The 21459-nt window shown below is 56.4% G+C and carries 19 protein-coding genes; 3 read left to right on the top strand and 16 right to left on the bottom strand.

The window, feature by feature from the left end:
- The first annotated feature begins 42 nt into the window (after positions 1 to 42).
- Positions 43 to 1992 carry a transglycosylase SLT domain-containing protein gene (locus JI62_RS01940; RefSeq protein ID WP_088698548.1) on the top strand — a complete coding sequence of 650 codons (1950 nt, stop codon included), beginning with the start codon at positions 43 to 45 and terminating at the stop codon, positions 1990 to 1992.
- 38 nt (positions 1993 to 2030) lie between these two features.
- Here JI62_RS01940 and JI62_RS01935 read toward each other — a convergent pair whose 3' ends face one another.
- Positions 2031 to 2687, bottom strand: a complete 657-nt coding sequence (locus JI62_RS01935) for a LysE family translocator (protein WP_088698547.1) — start codon at positions 2685 to 2687, stop codon at positions 2031 to 2033.
- A gap of 133 nt (positions 2688 to 2820) precedes the next feature.
- Between JI62_RS01935 and JI62_RS01930 the strand changes: the two genes are divergently transcribed.
- Entirely contained in the window at positions 2821 to 3024 is a 204-nt protein-coding gene (locus JI62_RS01930) for a cold-shock protein (RefSeq protein ID WP_007114660.1), read from the top strand.
- A gap of 70 nt (positions 3025 to 3094) precedes the next feature.
- Here the strand turns inward: JI62_RS01930 and JI62_RS01925 are convergent, their stop codons facing one another.
- From JI62_RS01925 to JI62_RS01910, 4 genes are all read right to left on the bottom strand, one after another.
- The gene (locus JI62_RS01925) at positions 3095 to 3895 is read right to left on the bottom strand and encodes a hypothetical protein (protein WP_088698546.1); all 801 of its coding nucleotides are present in this window, start codon (positions 3893 to 3895) and stop codon (positions 3095 to 3097) included.
- 62 nt (positions 3896 to 3957) lie between these two features.
- Positions 3958 to 4917 (bottom strand): lipid kinase YegS, encoded by a 960-nt coding sequence (gene yegS, locus JI62_RS01920; RefSeq protein WP_088698545.1) that lies wholly within the window; start codon positions 4915 to 4917, stop codon positions 3958 to 3960.
- Positions 4918 to 4961: 44 nt separating this feature from the next.
- Positions 4962 to 7592: an aminopeptidase N gene (pepN, locus tag JI62_RS01915; protein ID WP_088698544.1), complete on the bottom strand. Its 2631-nt coding sequence runs from the start codon at positions 7590 to 7592 to the stop codon at positions 4962 to 4964.
- 66 nt (positions 7593 to 7658) lie between these two features.
- A complete protein-coding gene (locus JI62_RS01910) occupies positions 7659 to 8144 on the bottom strand; it encodes a YajQ family cyclic di-GMP-binding protein (RefSeq protein ID WP_088698543.1) in 486 nt (161 codons plus the stop codon).
- 237 nt (positions 8145 to 8381) lie between these two features.
- On the opposite strand from JI62_RS01910, the gene cobO reads away from it, so the two are divergent.
- Positions 8382 to 8981 carry a cob(I)yrinic acid a,c-diamide adenosyltransferase gene (cobO, locus tag JI62_RS01905; protein ID WP_088698542.1) on the top strand — a complete coding sequence of 200 codons (600 nt, stop codon included), beginning with the start codon at positions 8382 to 8384 and terminating at the stop codon, positions 8979 to 8981.
- 94 nt (positions 8982 to 9075) lie between these two features.
- On the opposite strand, the gene JI62_RS01900 is transcribed toward cobO, so the two are convergent.
- The 11 genes from JI62_RS01900 to JI62_RS22810 all read right to left on the bottom strand — a co-directional run.
- Positions 9076 to 10371, bottom strand: coding sequence for an adenylosuccinate synthase (locus JI62_RS01900; protein ID WP_088698541.1), 1296 nt, complete (start codon positions 10369 to 10371; stop codon positions 9076 to 9078).
- Positions 10371 to 11567 (bottom strand): ATP phosphoribosyltransferase regulatory subunit, encoded by a 1197-nt coding sequence (locus JI62_RS01895; RefSeq protein ID WP_088698540.1) that lies wholly within the window; start codon positions 11565 to 11567, stop codon positions 10371 to 10373. Before JI62_RS01895 ends, JI62_RS01900 begins: the two co-directional genes overlap by 1 nt.
- A gap of 199 nt (positions 11568 to 11766) precedes the next feature.
- The gene (gene hflC, locus JI62_RS01890) at positions 11767 to 12663 is read right to left on the bottom strand and encodes a protease modulator HflC (RefSeq protein WP_088698539.1); all 897 of its coding nucleotides are present in this window, start codon (positions 12661 to 12663) and stop codon (positions 11767 to 11769) included.
- On the bottom strand, positions 12664 to 13932 hold the full coding sequence (hflK, locus tag JI62_RS01885) for an FtsH protease activity modulator HflK (RefSeq protein ID WP_088698538.1): 1269 nt from the start codon (positions 13930 to 13932) through the stop codon (positions 12664 to 12666).
- Positions 13933 to 14080: 148 nt separating this feature from the next.
- The gene (gene hflX, locus JI62_RS01880; RefSeq protein WP_088698537.1) at positions 14081 to 15391 is read right to left on the bottom strand and encodes a ribosome rescue GTPase HflX; all 1311 of its coding nucleotides are present in this window, start codon (positions 15389 to 15391) and stop codon (positions 14081 to 14083) included.
- 37 nt (positions 15392 to 15428) lie between these two features.
- Positions 15429 to 15677 carry an RNA chaperone Hfq gene (gene hfq, locus JI62_RS01875; RefSeq protein ID WP_007114649.1) on the bottom strand — a complete coding sequence of 83 codons (249 nt, stop codon included), beginning with the start codon at positions 15675 to 15677 and terminating at the stop codon, positions 15429 to 15431.
- A 191-nt stretch (positions 15678 to 15868) separates the two neighbouring features.
- Complete coding sequence (gene miaA / locus JI62_RS01870; protein ID WP_088698536.1) at positions 15869 to 16807, bottom strand: tRNA (adenosine(37)-N6)-dimethylallyltransferase MiaA; 939 nt, start codon at positions 16805 to 16807, stop codon at positions 15869 to 15871.
- 47 nt (positions 16808 to 16854) lie between these two features.
- Entirely contained in the window at positions 16855 to 18759 is a 1905-nt protein-coding gene (mutL, locus tag JI62_RS01865) for a DNA mismatch repair endonuclease MutL (RefSeq protein ID WP_088698654.1), read from the bottom strand.
- Between the two features lie 18 nt (positions 18760 to 18777).
- Positions 18778 to 20241 carry an N-acetylmuramoyl-L-alanine amidase gene (locus JI62_RS01860; RefSeq protein ID WP_088698535.1) on the bottom strand — a complete coding sequence of 488 codons (1464 nt, stop codon included), beginning with the start codon at positions 20239 to 20241 and terminating at the stop codon, positions 18778 to 18780.
- Positions 20232 to 20747: a tRNA (adenosine(37)-N6)-threonylcarbamoyltransferase complex ATPase subunit type 1 TsaE gene (gene tsaE / locus JI62_RS01855; RefSeq protein ID WP_088698534.1), complete on the bottom strand. Its 516-nt coding sequence runs from the start codon at positions 20745 to 20747 to the stop codon at positions 20232 to 20234. The genes JI62_RS01860 and tsaE overlap by 10 nt, the downstream gene beginning before the upstream one ends.
- An 11-nt stretch (positions 20748 to 20758) precedes the next feature.
- Positions 20759 to 21459, bottom strand: a 701-nt coding sequence (locus JI62_RS22810) for an NAD(P)H-hydrate dehydratase (protein WP_240513103.1), incomplete at its 5' end; no start/stop codon positions are given.

Raw genomic sequence — 21459 nt, 5'->3', positions numbered from 1 at the left:
AGGCCCAGATTAAGTGACACCGATTTATAGAGAGAGAGCACCATGTTGGTTTCGCCATTTCGCCATACCGCCCGCGTGCTGTGTACCGCATTATTGGCGGGCTTACCTGCGCTTTCGTGGGCTGCATCTGATAGTGAATTACGCGATGCCCTCGCCGCTGCCCGCGAGCAGCAGTGGGCGCGTGTCGATGAGCGCTCAATTGCAGATCACCCGCTACGCGGTTACGTGGAGTACCACCGCATAAGGGGGCAATTGCCTAACGTGGCTCCTGAACGGGTGCATCAATTTATCGACCAGCACGCTGACTCTCCTCTCGCGGGGTGGATACGCGGTCAAGCGATTGCAAAGTATGGTCACGCAGGGCGCTATAGCGATCTGCTCGCGGTGGCCGATGGTGAGCCAGCAGGCACCGCTCGTCAGTGTTATTACTATACGGCACTACTGGCGACTCAACCCCAACTGGCGAGCGAGGCAGGGTTAAAGTTATGGCGCGTAGGCAGCTCACAGCCCAACGCTTGCGACCCGCTATTTGATCGCTTGCGGGCGAACGGCACCATCGATGCCACGGCTATTTGGGAACGCAAGATGCTCGCCTGGCAGGCGGGAGAGTCGAGCCTCTCAAACTATCTTGGCAGGCTATTAAGTGGCCAATGGCAAACTGCATTAGAAACGGTGGATAACGTAACGGCACGCAGCAGCGCGATCACCCAGGCGCCTGCCTGCTTAGGCCCAGAGTGTGCCGCCACGGCAAGCTTCTACCGAGCGGCCATGCAGCGCTTCACCCGTGAAGATACGTCAGCCGCTTTTGCCGCCTGGCAGACGCTCTCGCCGCGTTTAAACCTGCTGCCCAGTGACCGCCAAGCCATTGAGGAAGAGCTGGCTTTTTATGCCTTGGTGCGCGATGTACCGGGCACGCTAAGCTGGGTCGACAGCGTGCTACCGACCCTTGAGAGCGAGCGCGTCTTAGAACTGCGTGTGCGTCATGCGCTAGCTAACCGGGACTGGAACGGGGTGATCCACTGGATTGCGGAAATGCCTGCAAGCCAACAGGAAAATAGCCGTTGGCAATATTGGCTAGGCCGCGCCAATGGCCAGCTTGGTAATCAGGCAGCCGCCGAAGCACGCTACCAGCAGGCTGCGCAGGATCGCAGTTTTTACGGCTTCGCGGCAGCAGAAAAGCTCGGCCAACCCTATCAGTTGAATCTTGAACGCAATCATTTTGATGAAGCCTCGCGCCAACGCATTGCCCAACTCCCCGCCGTTCAGCGCACCGAGGCCTTGTTACGCATTGGCGAGGACGGTCTCGCCAACAGCGAGTGGCTACACGCGGTACAGAGCGGCTCACCGCAACAGGCACGCGCACTCGCCGACTATGCCGCACAGCAGCAGTGGCATGCGCGCTTAGTGCAGACCACTATTGCCGCTGAAATGTGGGACGCTTTGGATTGGCGCTTCCCTCAGGCTTACCACGATAGCTTTCAGCACTGGGGCCGTATGACGGGCGTTGATCCCTACTTGTTGATGGCGATTACCCGGCGCGAAAGTGCTTATAACCCCAACGCCCTTTCACCCGCCGGGGCGCGGGGACTTATGCAGCTAATGCCCGGTACCGCCAGCCAAGTCAGCCGCGAATTGGGCATTAGCGATCCTGGCCCCTACGGCGTACTCGACCCCGAGCTTAATATCCGCCTGGGTAGCACTTACCTGCGTGACAAGCTGCAGCGCTACCAGGGCAATCGACTGGCCGCCGCAGCGGCCTATAATGCGGGGCCTGGCCGCGTCGATCAGTGGCTGGGGGACGGAGTAGAAGCCTTTGACCTTTTTGTTGAGAGTATTCCCTTCCGCGAAACCCGCGACTACGTGCAGGCAGTGCTTAGCTATCGGGTGATTTTTGAAAGCCTCGCTAACGGTGGCAGCAGCGAAGGCGTTTCACTGCTTAGCGATAACGAGCAGCAGGTACGCTACGACCGGGCGCTCCTTGCCCGCCGCTAAACCGCATCCTCTGCTTTAGATTGACACCAACGCCCGGTTTATACCGGGCGTTGTGTTAATGCCAACCGAATACCAAACACCACCAATACACTGCCTGTCGCGGCATTAAGCACTTGCGCAAAACGTGCGTTAGCCAACCATTTGCCGGCGCTCCCCACCATCATCACTACACTGATTTGCCAGATATTAGCGATGATAAAGTGCACCCCCGCCAGCCATAGCGATTTCAGTAAAGCAGGGTCGCCGGGAGCGATGAACTGAGGCAAAAAGGCCATGTAGAACACCACGGTTTTGGGGTTCAACACATTGGACAAAAAGCCCTCTTTGACCGGCTGCCAGCGTGAAACGGTCGGCATACCTTGTAGCATTCCATTAATAGGCAGCGGCTGCCCCCGCCGCGCCGCTAACAAGCTGGTAATGCCCAGCCAGATGAGATAACCCGCTCCCACCAGCTTCAGCATATGGAACGCCCAGGCCGATTGCAGCAGGATCAGCGAGATCCCCAGCGCAGAAATCGTGGCATGAACAAACAGGCCGCAGCAAATAGCTAAACTCGTGGTGACGCCATCACGGATACCTCCGCGCGCCGTGTTACGAATCACCAGCAGCGTATCGACACCGGGACTGATCGTTAACAGCGTGATCGCCACCAAAAAGGAAATAAACTGCGCATCAATAAAACCCAACTCGATCATTTAAGCCTGCTCGCAACGAAATAAAAAATCTTAGGAATGTCGCTGGACGACAGCCGTGTTTACATCTAGAGTAATTGTAGCGGGTGAACAATTGAGTTGCCCGTGATTACTAAGCACGTTAAGGAAATAGAAAATGGCAACTGGCACTGTTAAGTGGTTCAACGACACTAAAGGCTTCGGCTTCATCTCTCCTGATGACGGCGGAGACGATCTGTTCGCCCACTTCTCCGAAATTCAAGCTGAAGGCTTCAAGACCCTGCAAGATGGTCAAAAAGTCAGCTTTGAAGTGACTCAGGGTAAAAAAGGCCTTCAGGCTTCCAACATCCGCCCAGCTTAATTGCTAACGGATGGACAAAGGCCCGCAAACGCGGGCCTTTTTTATTGCCTAACGGTAATTACCCAAAGCGTTACCTCTCACTCTGAGGCTCACCGGCACCGTCGGCTTCCTGGCTATCTGCTCTGCTATCAAGCTCGCCTGATGGCTCAACTACCGCGCCACTCTCGGCCTCTCGATTTTCCAGCTCTTGAAACTGCTCTTCGAGCCGCTGTTGTGCCTCTTCAAAGCGGCGTTCGGTATCCTCAATCAAGGCGTCAACATCGGTTGCCTCGCGATCATCTTGCAACGGCGTCCGCTCTGGCAAACTGCTTTCGGTGTCCCAACTGGGCGAAACGTCCTCACTTTCCATCGGCTCCAAGGTCGGCGACTGCTGCTCCACCTCCTGAAACTGCTCCTCTAACCGCTGTTCGGCTTCTTCAAAACGGCGTTCGGTTTCAGCAATAATGTCATCCACGTCCGAGCGGGTAGCCTCACCTGGCATTGCACTCTCTTCATCGAGTACATCTTCAGGATTAGCGGCCAGCGTATCTTCTCCGGCTTCAACCTCTTCACCGCCAGCCGTTGCAACGTCACTGGATGAGGTGTCGTCAGGCTGAGTGTCACTCTCTAGCGCTTCCGCTCGTTCAAGTTCTTCAGCGGCTTGACGTGCTTCAATATCATCCTCTACCTCTTCGGGCGTGGATATATCTGCTGAATTTTCAGCCGCCTCCGGCGCCTCTTCTGCGCCAGCCCCCTCCTCCCGGGTCGTTGCTTCATCCGTCACCGCAGAATTATCATCGGTTGTCACGGTGGGATCTTCCTGGGAATCACCGCAGGCACTCAACAGTAGTGCCACGGCGGCGAATGCGGGTATCCACACGCGATTTGCCATTGGGTTCTTCTCCTATATAACGTTAAAAATCTGGGCCATGGTTAAATCAGTCGTCATCAGAGCTAAGGTTGACTGGTCGAGGAGAGCAGCGGGCACTCCTCAGGTAGTAGCACACGTAGCGCGAGGGGCACGACTTCCGCGCAGAACTGATCGTAGTAGCGCGCCTCGCCATCCAGCGTGAGTGGCCATGGCGAATCCTTCTCCTGGGTGGTTAACCTCAGTTGGGTCGTGGTGAAATAGCGCACAAACCGCCCATCATAAGGAAAACTTTGCAGCTCGCTAATCAGCTTGGTCAGCTCGGTTACCGACCGAAAGTCTTTCACCAACAGTACGTCCAAACGGCCATCGTCCAGCTTGGCACGTGGTGACAATACCTGCCCACCACCTGATTGGCGGCCATTGCCCAGCGCCAGGAGCAGTAGCGACGCGTTCTCCTCTTTTTCATCCCAATGGAGCGTGCCGCGGTAGCTGCGGTGGCGCCAAGCTTTTAGCGCCCCCATCACTGAATAGGCCCCGCCCCCCAGCAGCCGCTTTAAGGTTTTGGGTGTTGATGACGTCACTTCAGCGCCAAACCCACCGGTCGTCATATTGATATAGTAGCTGGTGGTAGTTTCGCCTCCAGTGCCTGCAGTGACGCGCACGACATCAATGGGATAGGCGCTTAACTCCCGAGCAGCGGCCAGAGCGGCCGCTGGCTCCAGCGGCAAACCAACGGAAGTAGCAAAGTCATTGGCACTGCCAAGGGGCACAACGCCCAACACAGGCCGTTGGTCATGGGGCAAACGCATCAGCCCGTTCATCACTTCACTGACGGTGCCGTCGCCCCCGCAGGCAATTACATGGGTAATACCCATAGCATTAGAGTGCTCAGCAATATCAGCAGCGTCGCCCCCTTCCCAGGTAGCGCGAACAGTAATCAGCATCCCTGCCCGGCGCTGTTCATCGACTGCTTCACGCAATGCCGGATTACCGGCGGATTTACCATTGATAATCAGTAAATAGTGTTGCTGAGAGTCTGTCACTGTTGTTATTCCTTTCCTTAGAATACACGTTTAATAGCAATACCTTATGCCAATGCCTTCTCGACCACCTCGTAAACATTTGAAGAGAGGGGCTGCGCCTTAATCCGCTCAAGCTCCGACCGCATCAATGCTTGACGGGTTTCATCAAAGCGCTGCCAGCGGGTTAATGGTGTAATCAGCCGCGCAGCAATTTCCGGGTTAAGCCGATTGAGTTCGATGACCACGTCAGCCAGCAGTTGGTAGCCCAGGCCATCCAAACGGTGAAAATTGACCCGGTTCTGAGCAAAGGCGCCGACCAGCGCACGGACTCGATTGGGGTTTTTAAGTGAGAATGCAGGATGCTGCATTAGGTACTTCACCCGCTCAAGCACATCTGGCTGAGGGCGCGATACCTGGACAGTGAACCACTGATCCATCACCAGCGGGTCATGGGCCCACTTCTCACCGAAGGCTTTGAGTGCTGGCGAGGCCAAATCATCGCGATCACTGTGCACAAGCAGGGTAAGCGCTTGACGCACATCGGTCATATTGTGGTCGGCGGCGAATTGCGCTTCACACAGCGCCAGGCCCTGCTCATCTTCAATCGACATCAGATAAGCCAGCGCCACGTTTTTCAGACTGCGCTGAGCTATTTGCTCCGGCGTCGGCGCGTACGCTTCGTCTGACATATTGGCTTCGTAGATGGCGAGAAACTCATCGCGCAGCGCCATGGCTAACGACTGACGCACAAACTCCCGGGCCGCGTGAATGGCATCCACATCAACGATAGGCTGTTGCTCGGCGATATACGCCTCGGAGGGCAGCGTCAGCATCTCTGCCAGCACTGCTTTATCGTTCATTGGCCCATTAAGCAACGCTTTAAAGGCATCCACGACGCGGCTATCCATGACCTTTTCCACGCCATTCCGGTGAGCGGCAATCAGGTCATCCAGGGCCAACAGCGCCAATCGCTGACCAGCATCCCAGCGGTTGAAACCATCGCTGTCGTGGGTCAACAAGAAGGCGAGATCTTCCCTGGAGTAGGGGTAATGCAGCTTCACCGGGGCGGAAAATTCGCGCAACAAAGAGGGCACCGGCGCTTCAGCCACATCAGTGAACACAAAGGTCTGCTCATCTTCGCGCAGATGAATCACCGCATCTTTACCGATCTTTTCACCATTGAGCGTCAGGGTAAGATCCTGGCCGGATTTGGTACCCACCAATCCCATGCGCACCGGAATATGCAGCGGCAGCTTATCTGGCTGGCCCGGTGTTGCAGGCGTTCGCTGACGCAGCGTTAAGTGGTACTCACCCTGCACGTAATCGTACTCACCATGGGCGTCGATATCTGGGGTTCCCGCCTGGGAGTACCAGCGCATAAACTGGCTGAAGTCTTCACCGGAAGCGTCTGCCATACAGCCGACAAAGTCTTCAATGGTCACCGCTTGGCCATCGAAGCGCTCAAAGTAGAGATCGGAACCGCGACGAAAACTCTCCTCTCCCACCAAATTACGCAGCATACGGACGACTTCAGCCCCTTTCTCGTAAATCGTCAGGGTGTAGAAGTTGGTAATTTCAATATAGTGGTCGGGACGAATCGGGTGCGCCGTGGGCCCAGCATCTTCGGCAAACTGGGCGGTGCGGAAAAAGGAGACATCCTGTATCCGCTTAACCGGCGCAGAGTTGGTATCCGCCGAGAAGCACTGGTCGCGAAAGACGGTAAAGCCCTCTTTGAGCGAGAGCTGGAACCAGTCGCGGCAGGTAACACGATTGCCCGACCAGTTGTGAAAGTATTCGTGGGCGACTATGCCTTCTACGTTTTGGAACGCTGCATCGGTGGCGGTCTGGGGGTGGGTCAATACCGCGGCGGAGTTGAAAATATTAAGCCCTTTATTCTCCATCGCCCCCATATTGAAGTCATTGACGGCCACGATCATAAACAGATCCAGGTCGTACTCACGGCCGTATGCCTGCTCGTCCCACGCCATGGCGCGCTTTAACGAGGCCATGGCATGCTCGGTTTTATCCAGGTTCTCTTTTTCCACCCAAATCTGCAGCGTGACATCCCGCCCGCTCATGGTGGTGAAGTGATCCTCTACGCTATGCAGGTTGCCTGCCACCAGGGCGAACAGGTAGCAGGGCTTGGGGTGTGGATCTTCCCAGGTAACAAAATGACGACCGCCCTCCAGCTCCCCGCGCTCGATCGGGTTACCGTTAGCGAGCAAAATCGGCTCGTGCTGCTGATCCCCAATCACGGTGACCTTAAAGGTCGCCATGACGTCCGGGCGGTCAGGGTAAAAGGTAATCCGCCGAAAACCCTCGGCTTCGCACTGGGTGCAGTACATAGCGTTGGATTGGTACAGCCCCTCTAACGCCGTATTCTCCTGCGGGGCGATCTCCACCTCGCTCTCCAACACAAAGCGCTCCGGCACTTGCGCGATACGCAGGCCTTCATCATCTAGTTCATAGGCAGCGGCATCCAGCGGCGTTGCATCGATCGCCAGGGAGATCAGTTTTAGGTGCTCGCCATTCAAGACAAGCGGTGCATCAGGGGCAGCCTCTGAGTGCCGCTCCATCAACAGTCGCGCTTTCACACGGGTCGCGGCGGGGTCAAGATCAAACGTCAGCTCGGTATGAGTTACCCGATAAGCGGGTGGCTGGTAATCGCTTAAATAAACCGGCTGCGGATCAGACATAGTGCGTGACTCCTGTATAAAACGAATATTACATAATTAAAATGTTCGAAGATTAACTACCACGGGCTAGTCGCGGAAGTTATCAAACTGGAGCGGAAGATCCGGCCCCTCTTCGCCGCGCAGCAACGCCATGACAGCTTGTAAATCGTCGCGCTTTTTCCCCGTGACACGCACCTTCTCACCCTGAATTTGCGTCTGCACTTTGAGCTTGCTGGCTTTGATGCGCTTGACGATGTCTTTGGCTTCCGCCGCATCCAGCCCCTCCTTGAGAGCGACTTCCTGGCGCGCCTTAACCCCGGAGAGTACCGGGTCTTGAATATCCATACAGCGGGCATCGATGCCCCTAGCAATGAGCCGGGCGCGCAGTACATCGAGCATCTGCTTAAGCTGGAAATCAACTTCCGCTTCTAGCTGTACTTTGTCGCCTTCAAGGGTAAAGCTGGCGTCGACCCCCTTAAAATCAAACCGCGACTGCACTTCTCGGTTGGCTTGATCCACGGCGTTAGCGCCTTCGTGCTTATCGAACTCTGAGACAATATCAAATGAGGGCATGGTGTAATTCCTGGCAAGACATGACCCCCTATTCTAGAGCAGCCAGCCCCCTAGGGGCCAATTCTGTTGTTGTTTGTTGATTTTGGGAATGAATTATTAAGACAAAGGTTCACGAAACTGGGAAAATATCTATACAAAAATTATCTCCAAGGGCAACCGTAAAGATGTTCAACCCTTTGCTGATAGCTTAGGCTAGCGGTTTATAACAGTGACTACTGTCTTTTATCAGGAGATACCATGAGTGACCGCGACACCCGCCACAAAGCCTCTATGGAGAAGCTCAAAGCGCGCGTAGAGGAGAAAGTCGCCAGTGCCAACGAGCAACGGGGCCTCATCATTGTTAACACCGGGAACGGAAAAGGTAAAACAACCGCTGCCTGGGGCACGGTCACCCGCGCTTTGGGCTATGGCTATAAAGTAGGCGTGGTGCAGTTTATCAAAGGACTGTGGGAGTGCGGCGAGCGCAATCGGTTGGAAGAAGATACCAATCTAGAGGTGGCTATCATGGCGACCGGCTTCACCTGGGATACGCAAAATCGACAAGCGGACACCGACGCCTGCCAAGCCGTATGGAAAGAGGCTGAGCGTATGCTCGCGGATCCAGCCACCTATCTGGTGGTACTCGACGAAATCACCTATATGCTCAAATTTGGCTATCTGGAGATAGAAACCGTTAAACGGGCGCTGGAGAATCGCCCTGTTGAGCAGACAGTGATTATTACCGGCCGCAACGCTCACCGCGAACTCGTTGCCATGGCCGATACGGTGACCGAAATGCAGGAAGTGCGCCATGCCTTCAACAATGGCCTTAAGGCACGCCGCGGGATCGACTTTTAAATACCCACCATCTACGCAAAAGGGGCAACTAAGTTGCCCCTTTTGATTCATCTACTCATCTGCTCACTAACAGTGACCAGCGCGCTAACCGCTCTTAACTATCGAAGGGATTACGCAGCACGATAGTTTCCATGCGGTCTGGACCGGTGGAGATAATATCGATGCTGGTACCTACTTGCTGTTCGAGATAGCTGATATAAGCGCGGGCATTAGCGGGTAGATCCTCTACCTTTTTAGCGCCTAGGGTCGACTCTTTCCAGCCTGGCAGGTCTTCGTAAAGCGGCTCGACAGCTTCGTAGCCTTCCGAATCCACCGGCGTTTCCAGCACGTCGCCATCTTTACTGCGATAACCAACGCAAACGCGGATATTTTCCAGGCCATCCAGCACGTCCAGCTTGGTCAGGCAGATACCGGAGACCGAGTTGATCTGCACTGCGTGACGCAGTGCCACGGCGTCAAACCAGCCACAGCGGCGGGCACGACCGGTGGTGGCACCAAACTCATGGCCACGCTCGGCAAGGTGACGACCATCGACATCAAATAGCTCAGTGGGGAACGGACCTGACCCCACACGGGTGGTATACGCCTTGGTGATACCCAGCACGTAATCCAGATAGAGCGGGCCGACGCCAGAGCCGGTGGCCGTGCCGCCTGCGGTAGTGTTGGAGCTGGTCACGTAGGGGTAGGTACCGTGGTCGATATCCAGCAGCGAGCCCTGAGCACCTTCAAACAGGATATTCTCACCGGCTTTGCGCAGGTCGTGCACCATACTGACGGTATCGCACACCATGGGGCGCAGCTCTTCGGCCATCTGCATCGCGGTATCCAGCACTTCCTGGAAGTCGACTGCCGGTTCGCCGTGGTAATTCACCAGCACGAAGTTGTGGTAGTCGAGCACTTCGCCCAACTTGGAAGCGAAACGCTCGCGATGCAGCATATCGCCCAAGCGCAGGCCGCGACGGGCGACTTTGTCTTCGTAGGCAGGGCCAATGCCCCGGCCAGTGGTTCCAATTTTGGCAATGCCACGGGCTTTTTCACGGGCCTGATCCAGGCGCACATGGTAAGGCAGGATCAGCGGACAAGCTGGCGACAGACGCAGGCGCTCGCGCACCGGCACACCTTTGGCTTCCAGTTCACGAATCTCTTTGATCAGCGCTTCAGGTGAAAGCACCACTCCATTACCAATCACGCAGGTTTTGCCTGGGCGCAAAACGCCGGAAGGTATAAGGTGAAGTACGGTTTTTTCGCCGTCGATCACCAGCGTATGACCGGCGTTATGACCACCTTGAAAACGCACCACGGCGGAGGCGGATTCAGTCAGCAGGTCAACGATTTTACCCTTGCCCTCGTCACCCCATTGGGTGCCCAGCACTACGACATTCTTACCCATTATGATGCACTCGTCTCTTGTGTCAGGGCCGTTGGCTGCCAACGGCCGTCGATAAGCTCAAGACGGCGGTCACACTCATGCTCCGCCGGCCCAGTACGCTGCCCTGGCAGCGCTTGAATCACGCGTTCACCCTGCTCACGCAGCGCGACAATGGCAGCGTTGAGCGACGCATCCTGCGTAGCGGGCGACCAAATAGCCCCACGACTAGGGGATGCCGGTGCCAGCGATGCCAACTGTTTCAGATCCATTGAGAAGCCAGTGGCCGGGCGGGCACGACCAAAAGCCCGCCCGGTATCATCATAACGCCCGCCTTTAGCCAGCGCATGGCCATAGCCCGGCACATAGGCGGCAAACATCATACCCGTGTGGTATTGATAGCCGCGCAGCTCCGCCAAGTCAAAGTAGAGCGACACATCAAAGCGTGCCAGCACCCCTTGATAAAGCGCATCCAGTTGATCCAGTGCCGCTGTCACCGAGGCAGGCGCCCCGGCAAAACGCTCCCGCGCCTGAGGCAAAACATCCGCGCCGCCATGCAGTTCGCCCAAGGCCAATAACATATCCGCCAAGGCCGGGTCGCTGACACTGGCGTCTACAAGCTGCGCCAGTTGAGTGGGCGACTTTAGCGCTAACGCCTCAAATAGCGCCCCCTCTTGCTCATCGCTGAGCGCTGCGGCTTCAACAAGGCTACGGTAGATGCCGATATGCCCAAGCGCCAGGTGAATCTCCTCCGCACCTGCGGCTTTCATACTGGCCAGCGCCAAGTGAATAATTTCACTGTCTGCCTCAAGCCCCGCATGACCAAACAACTCAGCACCCACCTGCACTGGGCTACGGCCACCCTGATGCTGGTCTGCCTTGGCACGCAGCACGTTAGTGCAGTAGCAAAGACGCACCGGTCCCTGACGTTTTAGCGAGTGGGCATCCATCCGCGCCACTTGCGGTGTAACGTCCGCCGAGGCGCCCATCATGCGGCCGGTTAACTGGTCGGTCAGCTTGAAAGTCTGAAGATCCAGATCCGTACCGGTGCCGGTTAATAGGGAATCTAGAAACTCCACCGGTGGCGGCATGACCTGGTCATAGCCCCAGCAGTGGTAAAGATCGAGCAGCGCACGGCGCAGCTCTTCCATACGGCTTGCCTGAGGCGGAAGCACCTCATCCATGCCGTCGGGCAGCAGCCAGCGGTCAGCGATGGTCATGTGAACAGTCCTGCAAGACGATGAAGGCCCAGCACATTCAATCAGTAACGTCGCATGGTCATTGGCGACATTAGCGTTAAACAAGGGCCACAAAAAAACCGGGCGACGCCCGGTTAATGAATTCTATCACGTTTATTGGCCGGGTGAACCCCGCCTGGCCATAGGAATGGCGAGACGAGGAACACCCGCAAAAAACGCCTTACTCGCTGTCGCTTTCATTACCTTCTGGAGCAGGATTACGCAAATAGCGGAAGAAATCGCTACTGGGCTCCAGCACCATCAGATTGCCATCGTCGGCAAAGCTTTCGCTATAGGCATTGAGACTACGCCAGAAAGAGAAGAACTCCTGATTCTGACCATACGCTTCTGAGAAAATCGCAGCGGCTTGGGCATCACCTTCACCGCGCAGGGTTTCGGAGCGCTCATTGGCCTGAGCAAGCAGTACCTGGCGACGGCGATCCGCATTGGCGCGAATACGTTCAGCCTCTTCCTGCCCCTGAGCACGCCACTCACGGGCTTCACGCTCACGCTCGGAGCGCATCCGCTCAAAAACAGCGGCTGATACGTCTTCAGGCAAATCGATGCGCTTGATACGAATATCGCGAATGGCGACCCCGAGCTCTTCACGCATCAGCTCGTCAAGCTCTTCTGTGGGGCCTGTCATCAGGTCATCACGACGTTCAGCGATAATTTCCTGAAGATTCAAGCGACCAAACTCGTTACGCAGGCTCTCATCCACCCGCGGTTGTATCAGGCGAATGGCCATCAACTCATCACCCGCCGTTGCCTCGTAGTAGCGGGTAGGATTGACCACCTGCCACTTAACGTAGGAGTCGACTATGACCGCTTTTTGCTCAAGAGTCAGGTAACGGCTGGTCTCGGTGTCCAGCGTTAGGAGACGAACATCAAACTTACGGATCGTTTGCGCGATCGGCACTTTAGCGTGCAAGCCAGGCTGAATATTCTCTTCAATGACTTCACCAAAGCGCAGCTTAACGGCTCGCTCGGTTTCGTCTACCACGTACAGAGTGTTGCTTGCCAGCCACGCCACGGCAGCCAGACCACCAACAATCAGCAGGGATCGATTATTAATCATTTACCGGCCCTCCCTGCGGATGGAGCTACTATTGGTATTCGAAGAAGAGCTGGAACTGCCCTGGGTGTTGCGTAACCGCTCAAGCACACTCGGGTCTAGCTGTTCATCGCTATCGCTACTGCCGCTGGAAGCGTTGCTGCGATTACTGCTGCCACCTCTAAGCTGATCTAGCGGCAGATACATCAACGGCGCGTTTTCGCTCACGTCCAGCAACACCTTCGGTGTTTTGCCGAACACTTCTTCCATCGTGTCCAGGTACATGCGCTCACGCATGATATCCGGGGCATTTGTGTACTCGGAAAGTAGCGAGTTAAAGCGGTTGGCTTGACCCTGCGCTTCAGCAACTACTGACTCACGGTAACCCTGCCCCTGCTCAACAATACGCTGCGCCTGACCTTGCGCCTCAGGAATAATCGCGTTTGCGTAAGCAATACCCTGGTTGATAGTACGCTGGCGATCTTCACGGGCACGGATAACGTCATCGAAAGCATCGATCACTGGCGCCGGGGCCGAAGTGGACTCGATGTTGATGGTTTGCAAACGAATACCGGCACCGTAGTTATCCAGGTAAGACTGCAGACGGCTGGCGACCGAGCTACCCAGAATCTCACGACCCGAGGTAAGAATATCGATCATATCGGTACCACCTACGACGTGCCGCAACGCCGAATCCAGCGCGTTCTCAATCGAGACAGCAGGATCACGTACGTTGAGTACAAAATCACGTGGGTTAGCCACTTGGTACTGAGCAGAAATTTCCACTTCGACAATGTTTTCGTCACGCGTCAGCATCGACTGTGTCTGCGACAGCGAGCGTACACGGGTCACATTGACCATACGCACATCATCGATCAGCGGCGGATTCCACTGAAGGCCTGGATTGACAACATCTTGGTATTTACCAAAACGAAGCACAACACCCCGCTCGGATTGATCCACCAAGTAGAAGCCCATCGCGGCCCAGATCGCCAGCGCAACGACAATCAGAAGGCCTGGAAGTGCAAAGGGGTTGCGGTTTTTATCGCTACCGCCACCGCCGGTTTTCCTGCCACCGCCTTTTTTGCCCCCACCCAGCATACTGTTGAGCTTGTCCTGAAACTTCTTCAGCGCTTCATCCAAGTCAGGCGGGCCTTGGTTGTTGCCCCCTTTATTGCCATTGTCGCCGCCACTGTTATTGCCACGGTTTCCATTACCATCGTTTCCACCGCGTCGGCCGCCACTACTCCAAGGGTCGTGCTGGTTGCCACCACCAGGCTCATTCCAGGCCATACTTCTTCTCCACTAAGGGTATTCGCTCACGCATCTGGCTTCATCGATCAACGAAGCGCTGGCGTTTTGATATTATTGCTCTTTAAATCTTGTACCATTTTTATACAAAACCAGATACCGACAGCGTACTAGACATTATACGGTGAGGCTACCAATCTTCAGTTTCCTGCAACGCTTCAGGTAAATAGGTATTGGCACGCTCGCCAAGCTGAGCCATTAGCTGGTTAAAATCGCGACGCGGCAAACGCACATCCAGCACCGAGTGCCCCTGCTCATCAAAGGCTTCCTCGCGAACGGCATTCAGCTCATGCAGACCTGCGCGCAGCTTACCTTGCTCTGGCGTAAGCGTCAGCGAAAAGCCTATAACATCGTTGGCCAGGCGCTCACTCAGCGCTTCATGCAACAGTTCTAAGCCCTGCCCCTGCTGGGCTGATAGCCAAACAACTTCGGGCATGCCGTGGCCATCGCGCTCTATACGGGGGGCGCTATCGAGCTTATCAATTTTATTCATGACTTTGAGTACCGGCACATCATCGGCGCCGATCTCTTTGAGCACTAGCTCCACCTGCTCCATGTTTAATTCGCGGTCGGGGTCTGCAGCATCGATCACATGTACCAGCAGCGACGCCTCCGAGGCCTCCTGTAGCGTCGCTTGAAACGCCTCAACCAGCTTGTGCGGCAAGTGGCGAATAAAGCCAACGGTGTCAGCCATCACCACGGGGCCCACGTCTTCAATCTCAAGCCGTCGTAGGGTAGGGTCAAGTGTCGCAAACAACTGGTCGGCTGCATACACCTCGGAATTGGTCAAAGCGTTAAACAGGGTCGACTTACCGGCGTTGGTGTACCCTACCAGCGATACGCTATGAATTTCCGCACGTGCGCGCGCGCGGCGATTCTGGTCACGCTGACTGCGTACTTTATCGAGCCGCTTATGGATCGACTTGATCCGCCCGCGGAGCAGTCGACGGTCAGTCTCTAACTGTGTTTCACCTGGGCCGCGCAGGCCTATCCCGCCTTTTTGGCGCTCTAAGTGTGTCCAACCCCGCACTAGGCGAGTCGACATATATTCAAGCTGAGCAAGCTCTACCTGCAGCTTACCTTCGTGGGTTCTTGCCCGCTGCGCAAAGATATCGAGGATCAAACCGGTACGGTCAAGCACTCGACACTTGAGCTCTTGCTCAACATTGCGCTCTTGAGAGGGACTTAAACTGTGGTTGAAGATCACCAGTTCTGCCTCGTGAGCCGCGAGCAGTGCCCGCAGCTCTTCCAACTTACCTGACCCAATAAAGGTGCGCGAGTCAGGTCGGTGGCGGCTAGCAGTGAGTAGAGTCGCAGGCTCTGCACCAGCAGAGCGTACGAGCTCTAAAAACTCACCCGGGTCTTCACGTTTTTGTTCATCATGAAAATCGACGTGAACAAGAACTGCCGTTTCACCGGCGTCTGGGCGTTCGAAAAACAATCAATACCTCGTGGACTCTCTTGCTTCTCCAGCGGTGTTAAATCTCCGCATCCTGCTCTGCCGGGTCTTGCGCAGGCAAGCGTACGTTACGAGACGGAACAACCGTAGAAATAGCGTGTTTGTAAACCATCTGACTGACGGTATTGCGCAGCAGGATAACAAACTGGTCAAACGATTCGATCTGGCCCTGCAGCTTAATGCCGTTGACCAAAAAGATTGAGACCGGAATGCGCTCCTTGCGCAGAATGTTCAAGTACGGGTCTTGAAGGGACTGCCCTTTGGACATGTTGCTCTCCCTAAAACTGTCGTTGGGGGTTAATTATCAAATGGCGTGCCCTACTGGTGCTACGCCGCACTATTTATTACTGCCCGGAAGGCCGAATGATGCCCGAAGAGCCTAGTGATAATCGAAAGGCCAATCACTCAGCCAATCGAAAACACATCTACTAAGTTACTATCTTAGCGGACTATCTTACGCTAAGCACCGCTGTCACGCACGAGTTTCAGCACCTGATCCAGTGCATCCGAGCGCTGTGAATCTACCCAGTTAAGTTCTGGCCAGCTTCTCAACCAAGTTAGTTGTCGCTTGGCCAACTGACGAGTTGCAATCACGCCTCGCTCAACGAGAGTGGCATAGTCATACTCACCTTCCAGGTACTCCCACACTTGGCGATAACCAACACTCTTCATCGCCGGCAGGCCTAAATGTAAGTCGTTACGCTTTTTGAGGGCGGCGACTTCATTTATCAAGCCCTCACCCAACATTACTTCGAAACGCTGAGCAATACGTTGATGCAGCAAGCTGCGATCACTGGGTGCCAATGCTATGGACAACACGCGCCAGGGAAAGGTTTCCGGCTGTTGCTCCGCCCAGAGTTCACTCATTGGCCGCCCACTGGCGAAGTACACCTCCAGGGCACGCATCAGACGCTGCGGGTCATTGGGATGGATGCGCTGGGCAGACACCGCATCCACTTCCGCGAGCTGTTTATGCAGTGAGATTAGCCCCTCAGCCTGCCACTGGGCTTCAAGTCGTTGGCGAATCGCCGGATCTGCAGACGGAAGATTTGCAACCCCTTCGACCAGCCGTTTGTAGTAGAGCATAGTACCGCCGACCAAGAGTGGCACCCTGCCCGCCGCGCTGATTTGTCGCATAAGCGAAAACGCATCTACCCGAAAATCAGCGGCCGAATAGGGTTCTGCTGGGTCACGGATATCGATCAGATGATGGGGCGCACGGGCAAGCTCCGCCGCGCTGGGTTTGGCACTGCCAATATCCATGCCGCGATACACCATGGCCGAATCAACGCTGACCAGCTCATGCCCCAGGCGCTCGTGCAGTGCCATTGCGGTATCGGTTTTCCCGGCGGCCGTCGGGCCCATTAAAAAAATCGCCCAGGGGCGCGTATCAGCCATGCGTTTCCATCAGGTAAGAAAAAGGGTGATTGCTATTGTCTGCTCAGCTACTGTCCACGCAAGAACAGCCGATCGAGCGCTTTTAGCCCCATCTGCGTCCAGGTAGGACGGCCATGATTACACTGGTCGCTGCGCTCGGTGCGCTCCATATCGCGTAGCAGCGCGTTCATTTCATCAATCGTTAGCCGTCGGTTGGCGCGCACACTGCCATGGCAAGCCATGGTGGAGAGCAGTTCATGCAAGCGAGCCTCGACTTGATGGGTACGCCCATACCGCGCCAGCTCTTCCAGCATCTGGCGTACCAGCGCCTCAGGGTCAGCCTGGGCAAGCAAGGCAGGCAATTGGCGCACCAGCAGCGTTTCTGGCCCGGCGATATCCAGCTCAATACCCAGCTTGGCAATCGCTTCTTGCTCGCTCTCTGCGGTGGCTACTTCAGCCCGGCTGGCAGCAATGGAAACAGGCACCAGCAGCGGTTGCGCATCCAGTCCTTTCGCCGCCGCCAGCTGAGTTTTCATGCGTTCATAGACAATGCGCTCGTGGGCGGCGTGCATATCCACCAACACCAAGCCCTCTGCGTTCTGGGCAAGAATATAAATACCGTGTAACTGCCCCAAGGCAAACCCCAGCGGCGGCGGCGCAGTGGGGTCGTTATCGGGCATCGCCAGGGGCGCTTCACGCACCTCATCACCTCGCTGGGGAGCGCTCGGCTGTGGCGTTAACAGGGTCTCTTCATGATTGGGGTGGAGCGCCTGATAGCCCTGCATAAAGCGACGCACTCGCTCGGCTCCTGGGTGGCGATCCGGCGAGTGGGTCAGCGCAATCCCCTGCTGCTGCCAGCGGGGCTGTTCGGCGCCCGCTTCTGAAGCTTCGCCCTGTGGCGATGCGCCCGGTGTATCAGCTACCTCAGCCTCACCCTCCTCTGCGCTCTCGGCGGGTTTAGCGGACGCCAGGGAGTGGTGGAGGCTGGAGTAGAGAAAATCGTGCACCATGCGACCATCACGAAAGCGCACTTCGTGCTTGGTGGGGTGAACGTTGACGTCCACAACGTCTGGATCGAGCTCCAGATAGAGCACAAACACCGGATGACGACCGTTAAACAGAACATCGCGGTAGGCTTGGCGCACCGCATGGGCAACTAGGCGGTCACGCACAACGCGTCCGTTAACGAAGAAGTACTGCTGGTCGGCCTGGGAGCGCGAGTGGGTGGGCAGACCCACCCAGCCACTTAGCCGCAAACCGCCCGCTTCGCGCTCAATGTAACGGGCGTGCTCGATAAAATTCTTACCCAACAGCGAGGCAATCCGCCGCTCCCGGGCCGCCGCTGAGTGACCCGCTGGCAGCTGATGAATGACTTTTTGGTTATGACGCAACACCCAGGCAATATCGTAGCGGGATAGCGCCTGACGGCGAAACGCCTCTTCTACATGGGCAAACTCAGTCTTTTCTGTGCGCAGAAACTTGCGCCGAGCGGGGGTATTAAAAAACAGGTCGCGCACGCCGACGCTAGTACCTCGGGGGTGTGGCGCGGGGGTCACCCGTGCATCCATGCCCCGCCCTTCTGCCACCACCCGCCAACCATGGCGGGGGTCATCTTCGGCATTGGAGATCAATTCCAGCCGGGAGACGGAGCTGATCGACGCCAGCGCCTCGCCGCGAAAGCCCAACGAGCTAACGCCTTCCAAGTCTTCCAAACTGCCGATCTTACTGGTGGCATGGCGGGCCAGGGCCAGCGGTAAATCCTCTTCGCCAATACCGATGCCGTCATCGCGCACCTTAATCAGCCGCGCTCCGCCCTGCTCAATTTCCACTTCAATGCGCTGGCTACCCGCGTCGATAGCGTTCTCTATCAGCTCTTTGGTCACCGATGAAGGACGCTCAACCACCTCACCGGCGGCAATCTGGTTGGCCAGCCGTGGGTCGAGTACCTGTATGCGCGGTACGGTAGCGGTCATATCAGTCACGACAAAACCTCATGAGCGGGGAATCTGTAACACTTGGCCAACGCGAATCACGTCACCATTCAAATCATTGGCCTGCTTCAGTTGATTCACCGGCACGCCGTGGCGCACGGCAATCGCTGAAAGAGTATCTCCTGACTGAATGCGGTACTCGTTACCCGACGGCTGGCGCTGATTATCACGCTGCCAGGCTAGCAGGCTGGCTGGCGGCGGGTAGCGCTGGAAGTGGTCGCGTAAGCCACTGAAAATCGCCTGGGAAAGCCCTGACTGGTGCACCGGGTCACGCAAACGACGCTCTTCGTCAGGGTTAGAGATAAAGCCAACCTCAATCAACAGCGAGGGGATATCGGGGGATTTAAGCACCATAAACCCCGCCTGCTCTACCCGGGGCTTGTGCAACCGGTTAATTCGCCCTAACTGCTCTAACACCTGCCCACCGATAGAGAGCGAATCGTTTAAGGTCGCGGTCATGGTCAAGTCCAACAACACGCCACGCAGCACCTGGTCTTTATCACGTAAAGAGAGGTTGCCATCGACACCACCGATCAGATCCGAACGATTTTCGCTATCGGCCAGCCACTGGGCGGTTTCCGAGGTGGCACCACGTTGCGACAGCGCATAGACCGAACTGCCCTGAGGACGTGGGCTGGTAAAGGCATCAGCGTGAATGGAGACGAAGAAGTCCGCCTTCTGTTCGCGAGCCAGTGCGGTGCGCTGACGCAGACCAATATAGTAGTCACCATCACGGGTTAGCACCGCCTTAAAGCCTGGCGTTCCATTCACCTCAGCAGCTAAACGACGGGCAATTTCCAGCACTACGTCCTTTTCCCGTGTGCCTGAAGGGCCAATTGCGCCAGGGTCTTCGCCACCATGACCGGCATCGACAGCGATGATGATGTCTCGACGTGGATGCGGCTTGGCTTCCTGCACTTCAACCGGTGCTGCATCGCTAGGCGGAGCTGCTTCACCCGGCAGCTGGCTTTGGGCCGATGCGCGTTGGGCCTGGATCTCCTGATCACGAATCATCGCTTCAATAGGGTCGATCGGATTCTCAACGGCGCTTTCGCCGGGGTATTCGAGATCCACCACCAGACGGTGGCCGTATTGTTCATTAGGGGTCAGGGTAAAGTGGCGCGGCTCTATTTCTCGATTGAGCTCAAGCACGACCCGGAGACCGCCCCCCTCCCGCGTGCCGGTACGCACCGAAGTAATGGCACTGTCATGCAAAGGCAGCGTGCTGGGGTCGGTGCCCATCTGGGTATCATCCAAATCAATCACCAACCGCGCCGGATTCTCTAGCGAAAACACGTTGGCATTGGTCGCAGCGGAGAGGTCAAATACCAGCCGAGCATGATCCGGCGCCGCCCAAAGACGCATACTTTCTACGCTGGACGCTTGAACATTAACCGCTGCCAGGGCAAAAAAACTGGCGGCCAATAAGCGATATACACGTGCCGCTATGCCCTTTATTTCCATTGAATCACACCACTCTCCAACTGGTCGGAACTTAGCTTACTTGCTTTATTTAATGGATCCTGCAAGGCAGCCAATATACGTTCACCTTGATCACTCCCCGGCGCCAGGGAGACTAAACGCCCTTGACCCATTACTTCCAAGGTTAGGCGAAGGTCAGGCGCTGGCAACCATCCTTCACCCCGGCTGGGCCACTCAATAATGCTCAGCGCATCGTCGGCCAGCACGTCACGACCACCAATAAACTCAAGCTCTTCCGGATCCGACAAACGGTACAAATCCAGATGGTAAATCCGCTGGGATCCCAGCTCGTAAGGCTCTACCAAGGTATAAGTGGGGCTTTTAACCGCACCGAGATGGCCGTAAGCGCGCAAAATGCCCCGAGTCAGGGTGGTTTTTCCGGCACCCAGCTCACCCTCTAGATAGACGAGCCCGCGTCCTTGCAACACCTGCCCGAGCGCTTCGCCAAAGGCGACCTGGGCCTCTTCACTGTCTAATTGCACCTGCATGTGGGCTGCCTTCACGGATTAATCAATTTTCGCGCATAGAATGCCAGATCGCTGGCCAGCAGGCCACGCTCGCCTTCCTCCTCGGCTGCGCGATCTGCCGCTAGCGCATGCACCATGGCACCCAGCCAGGCACTAAACTCTACCTCGCCACGCTGCGCAATCAGCGCGCCCAGCATGCCGCTGAGTACATCACCCATGCCGCCGCTGGCCATACCCGGGTTACCGTAAGGGCACACGACCAAGCCAGTGGGGCCGGCGATTAGGCTGCCCGCGCCCTTTAGAATCACCACGCCACCCCGGGCCCGTTGCAGCGCCTGGGCAGCAGCGGGCCTATCAGACTGGATATCGGCAACGGAACAGTTTAATAGTCGTGCGGCTTCACCGGGGTGTGGTGTCAATATCCAGTTATCGCGACGCACATCCGGCCACTGACGCGCCAATAGGTTCAGCCCATCGGCATCCACTACCAGCGGTTTGTCTGCCTGCAGCGCACTCTGCAATACAGCCTGCCCCCAGGCAGCCTGACCCAGCCCAGGGCCGACCACTATGACATCAGCGTTATTGGGCAACTCAGCCGCCTCAGCGCCACCACGTATGCCATGTGCCATCACTTCCGGACAACGCATCAAACTGGCGACAATATGCTCAGGCGCCGTCGCCAAACTCACTTTACCCGCTCCCAAACGCGCAGCGGACTGACAAGCCAGTAGCG

The organism is Halomonas campaniensis, from assembly GCF_002211105.1.
Classification (GTDB): Bacteria; Pseudomonadota; Gammaproteobacteria; order Pseudomonadales; family Halomonadaceae; genus Vreelandella; species Vreelandella campaniensis_A.
The sequence above is the reverse complement of the archived record's forward strand: the minus strand, read 5'-3'. Positions and strand labels throughout refer to the sequence as shown.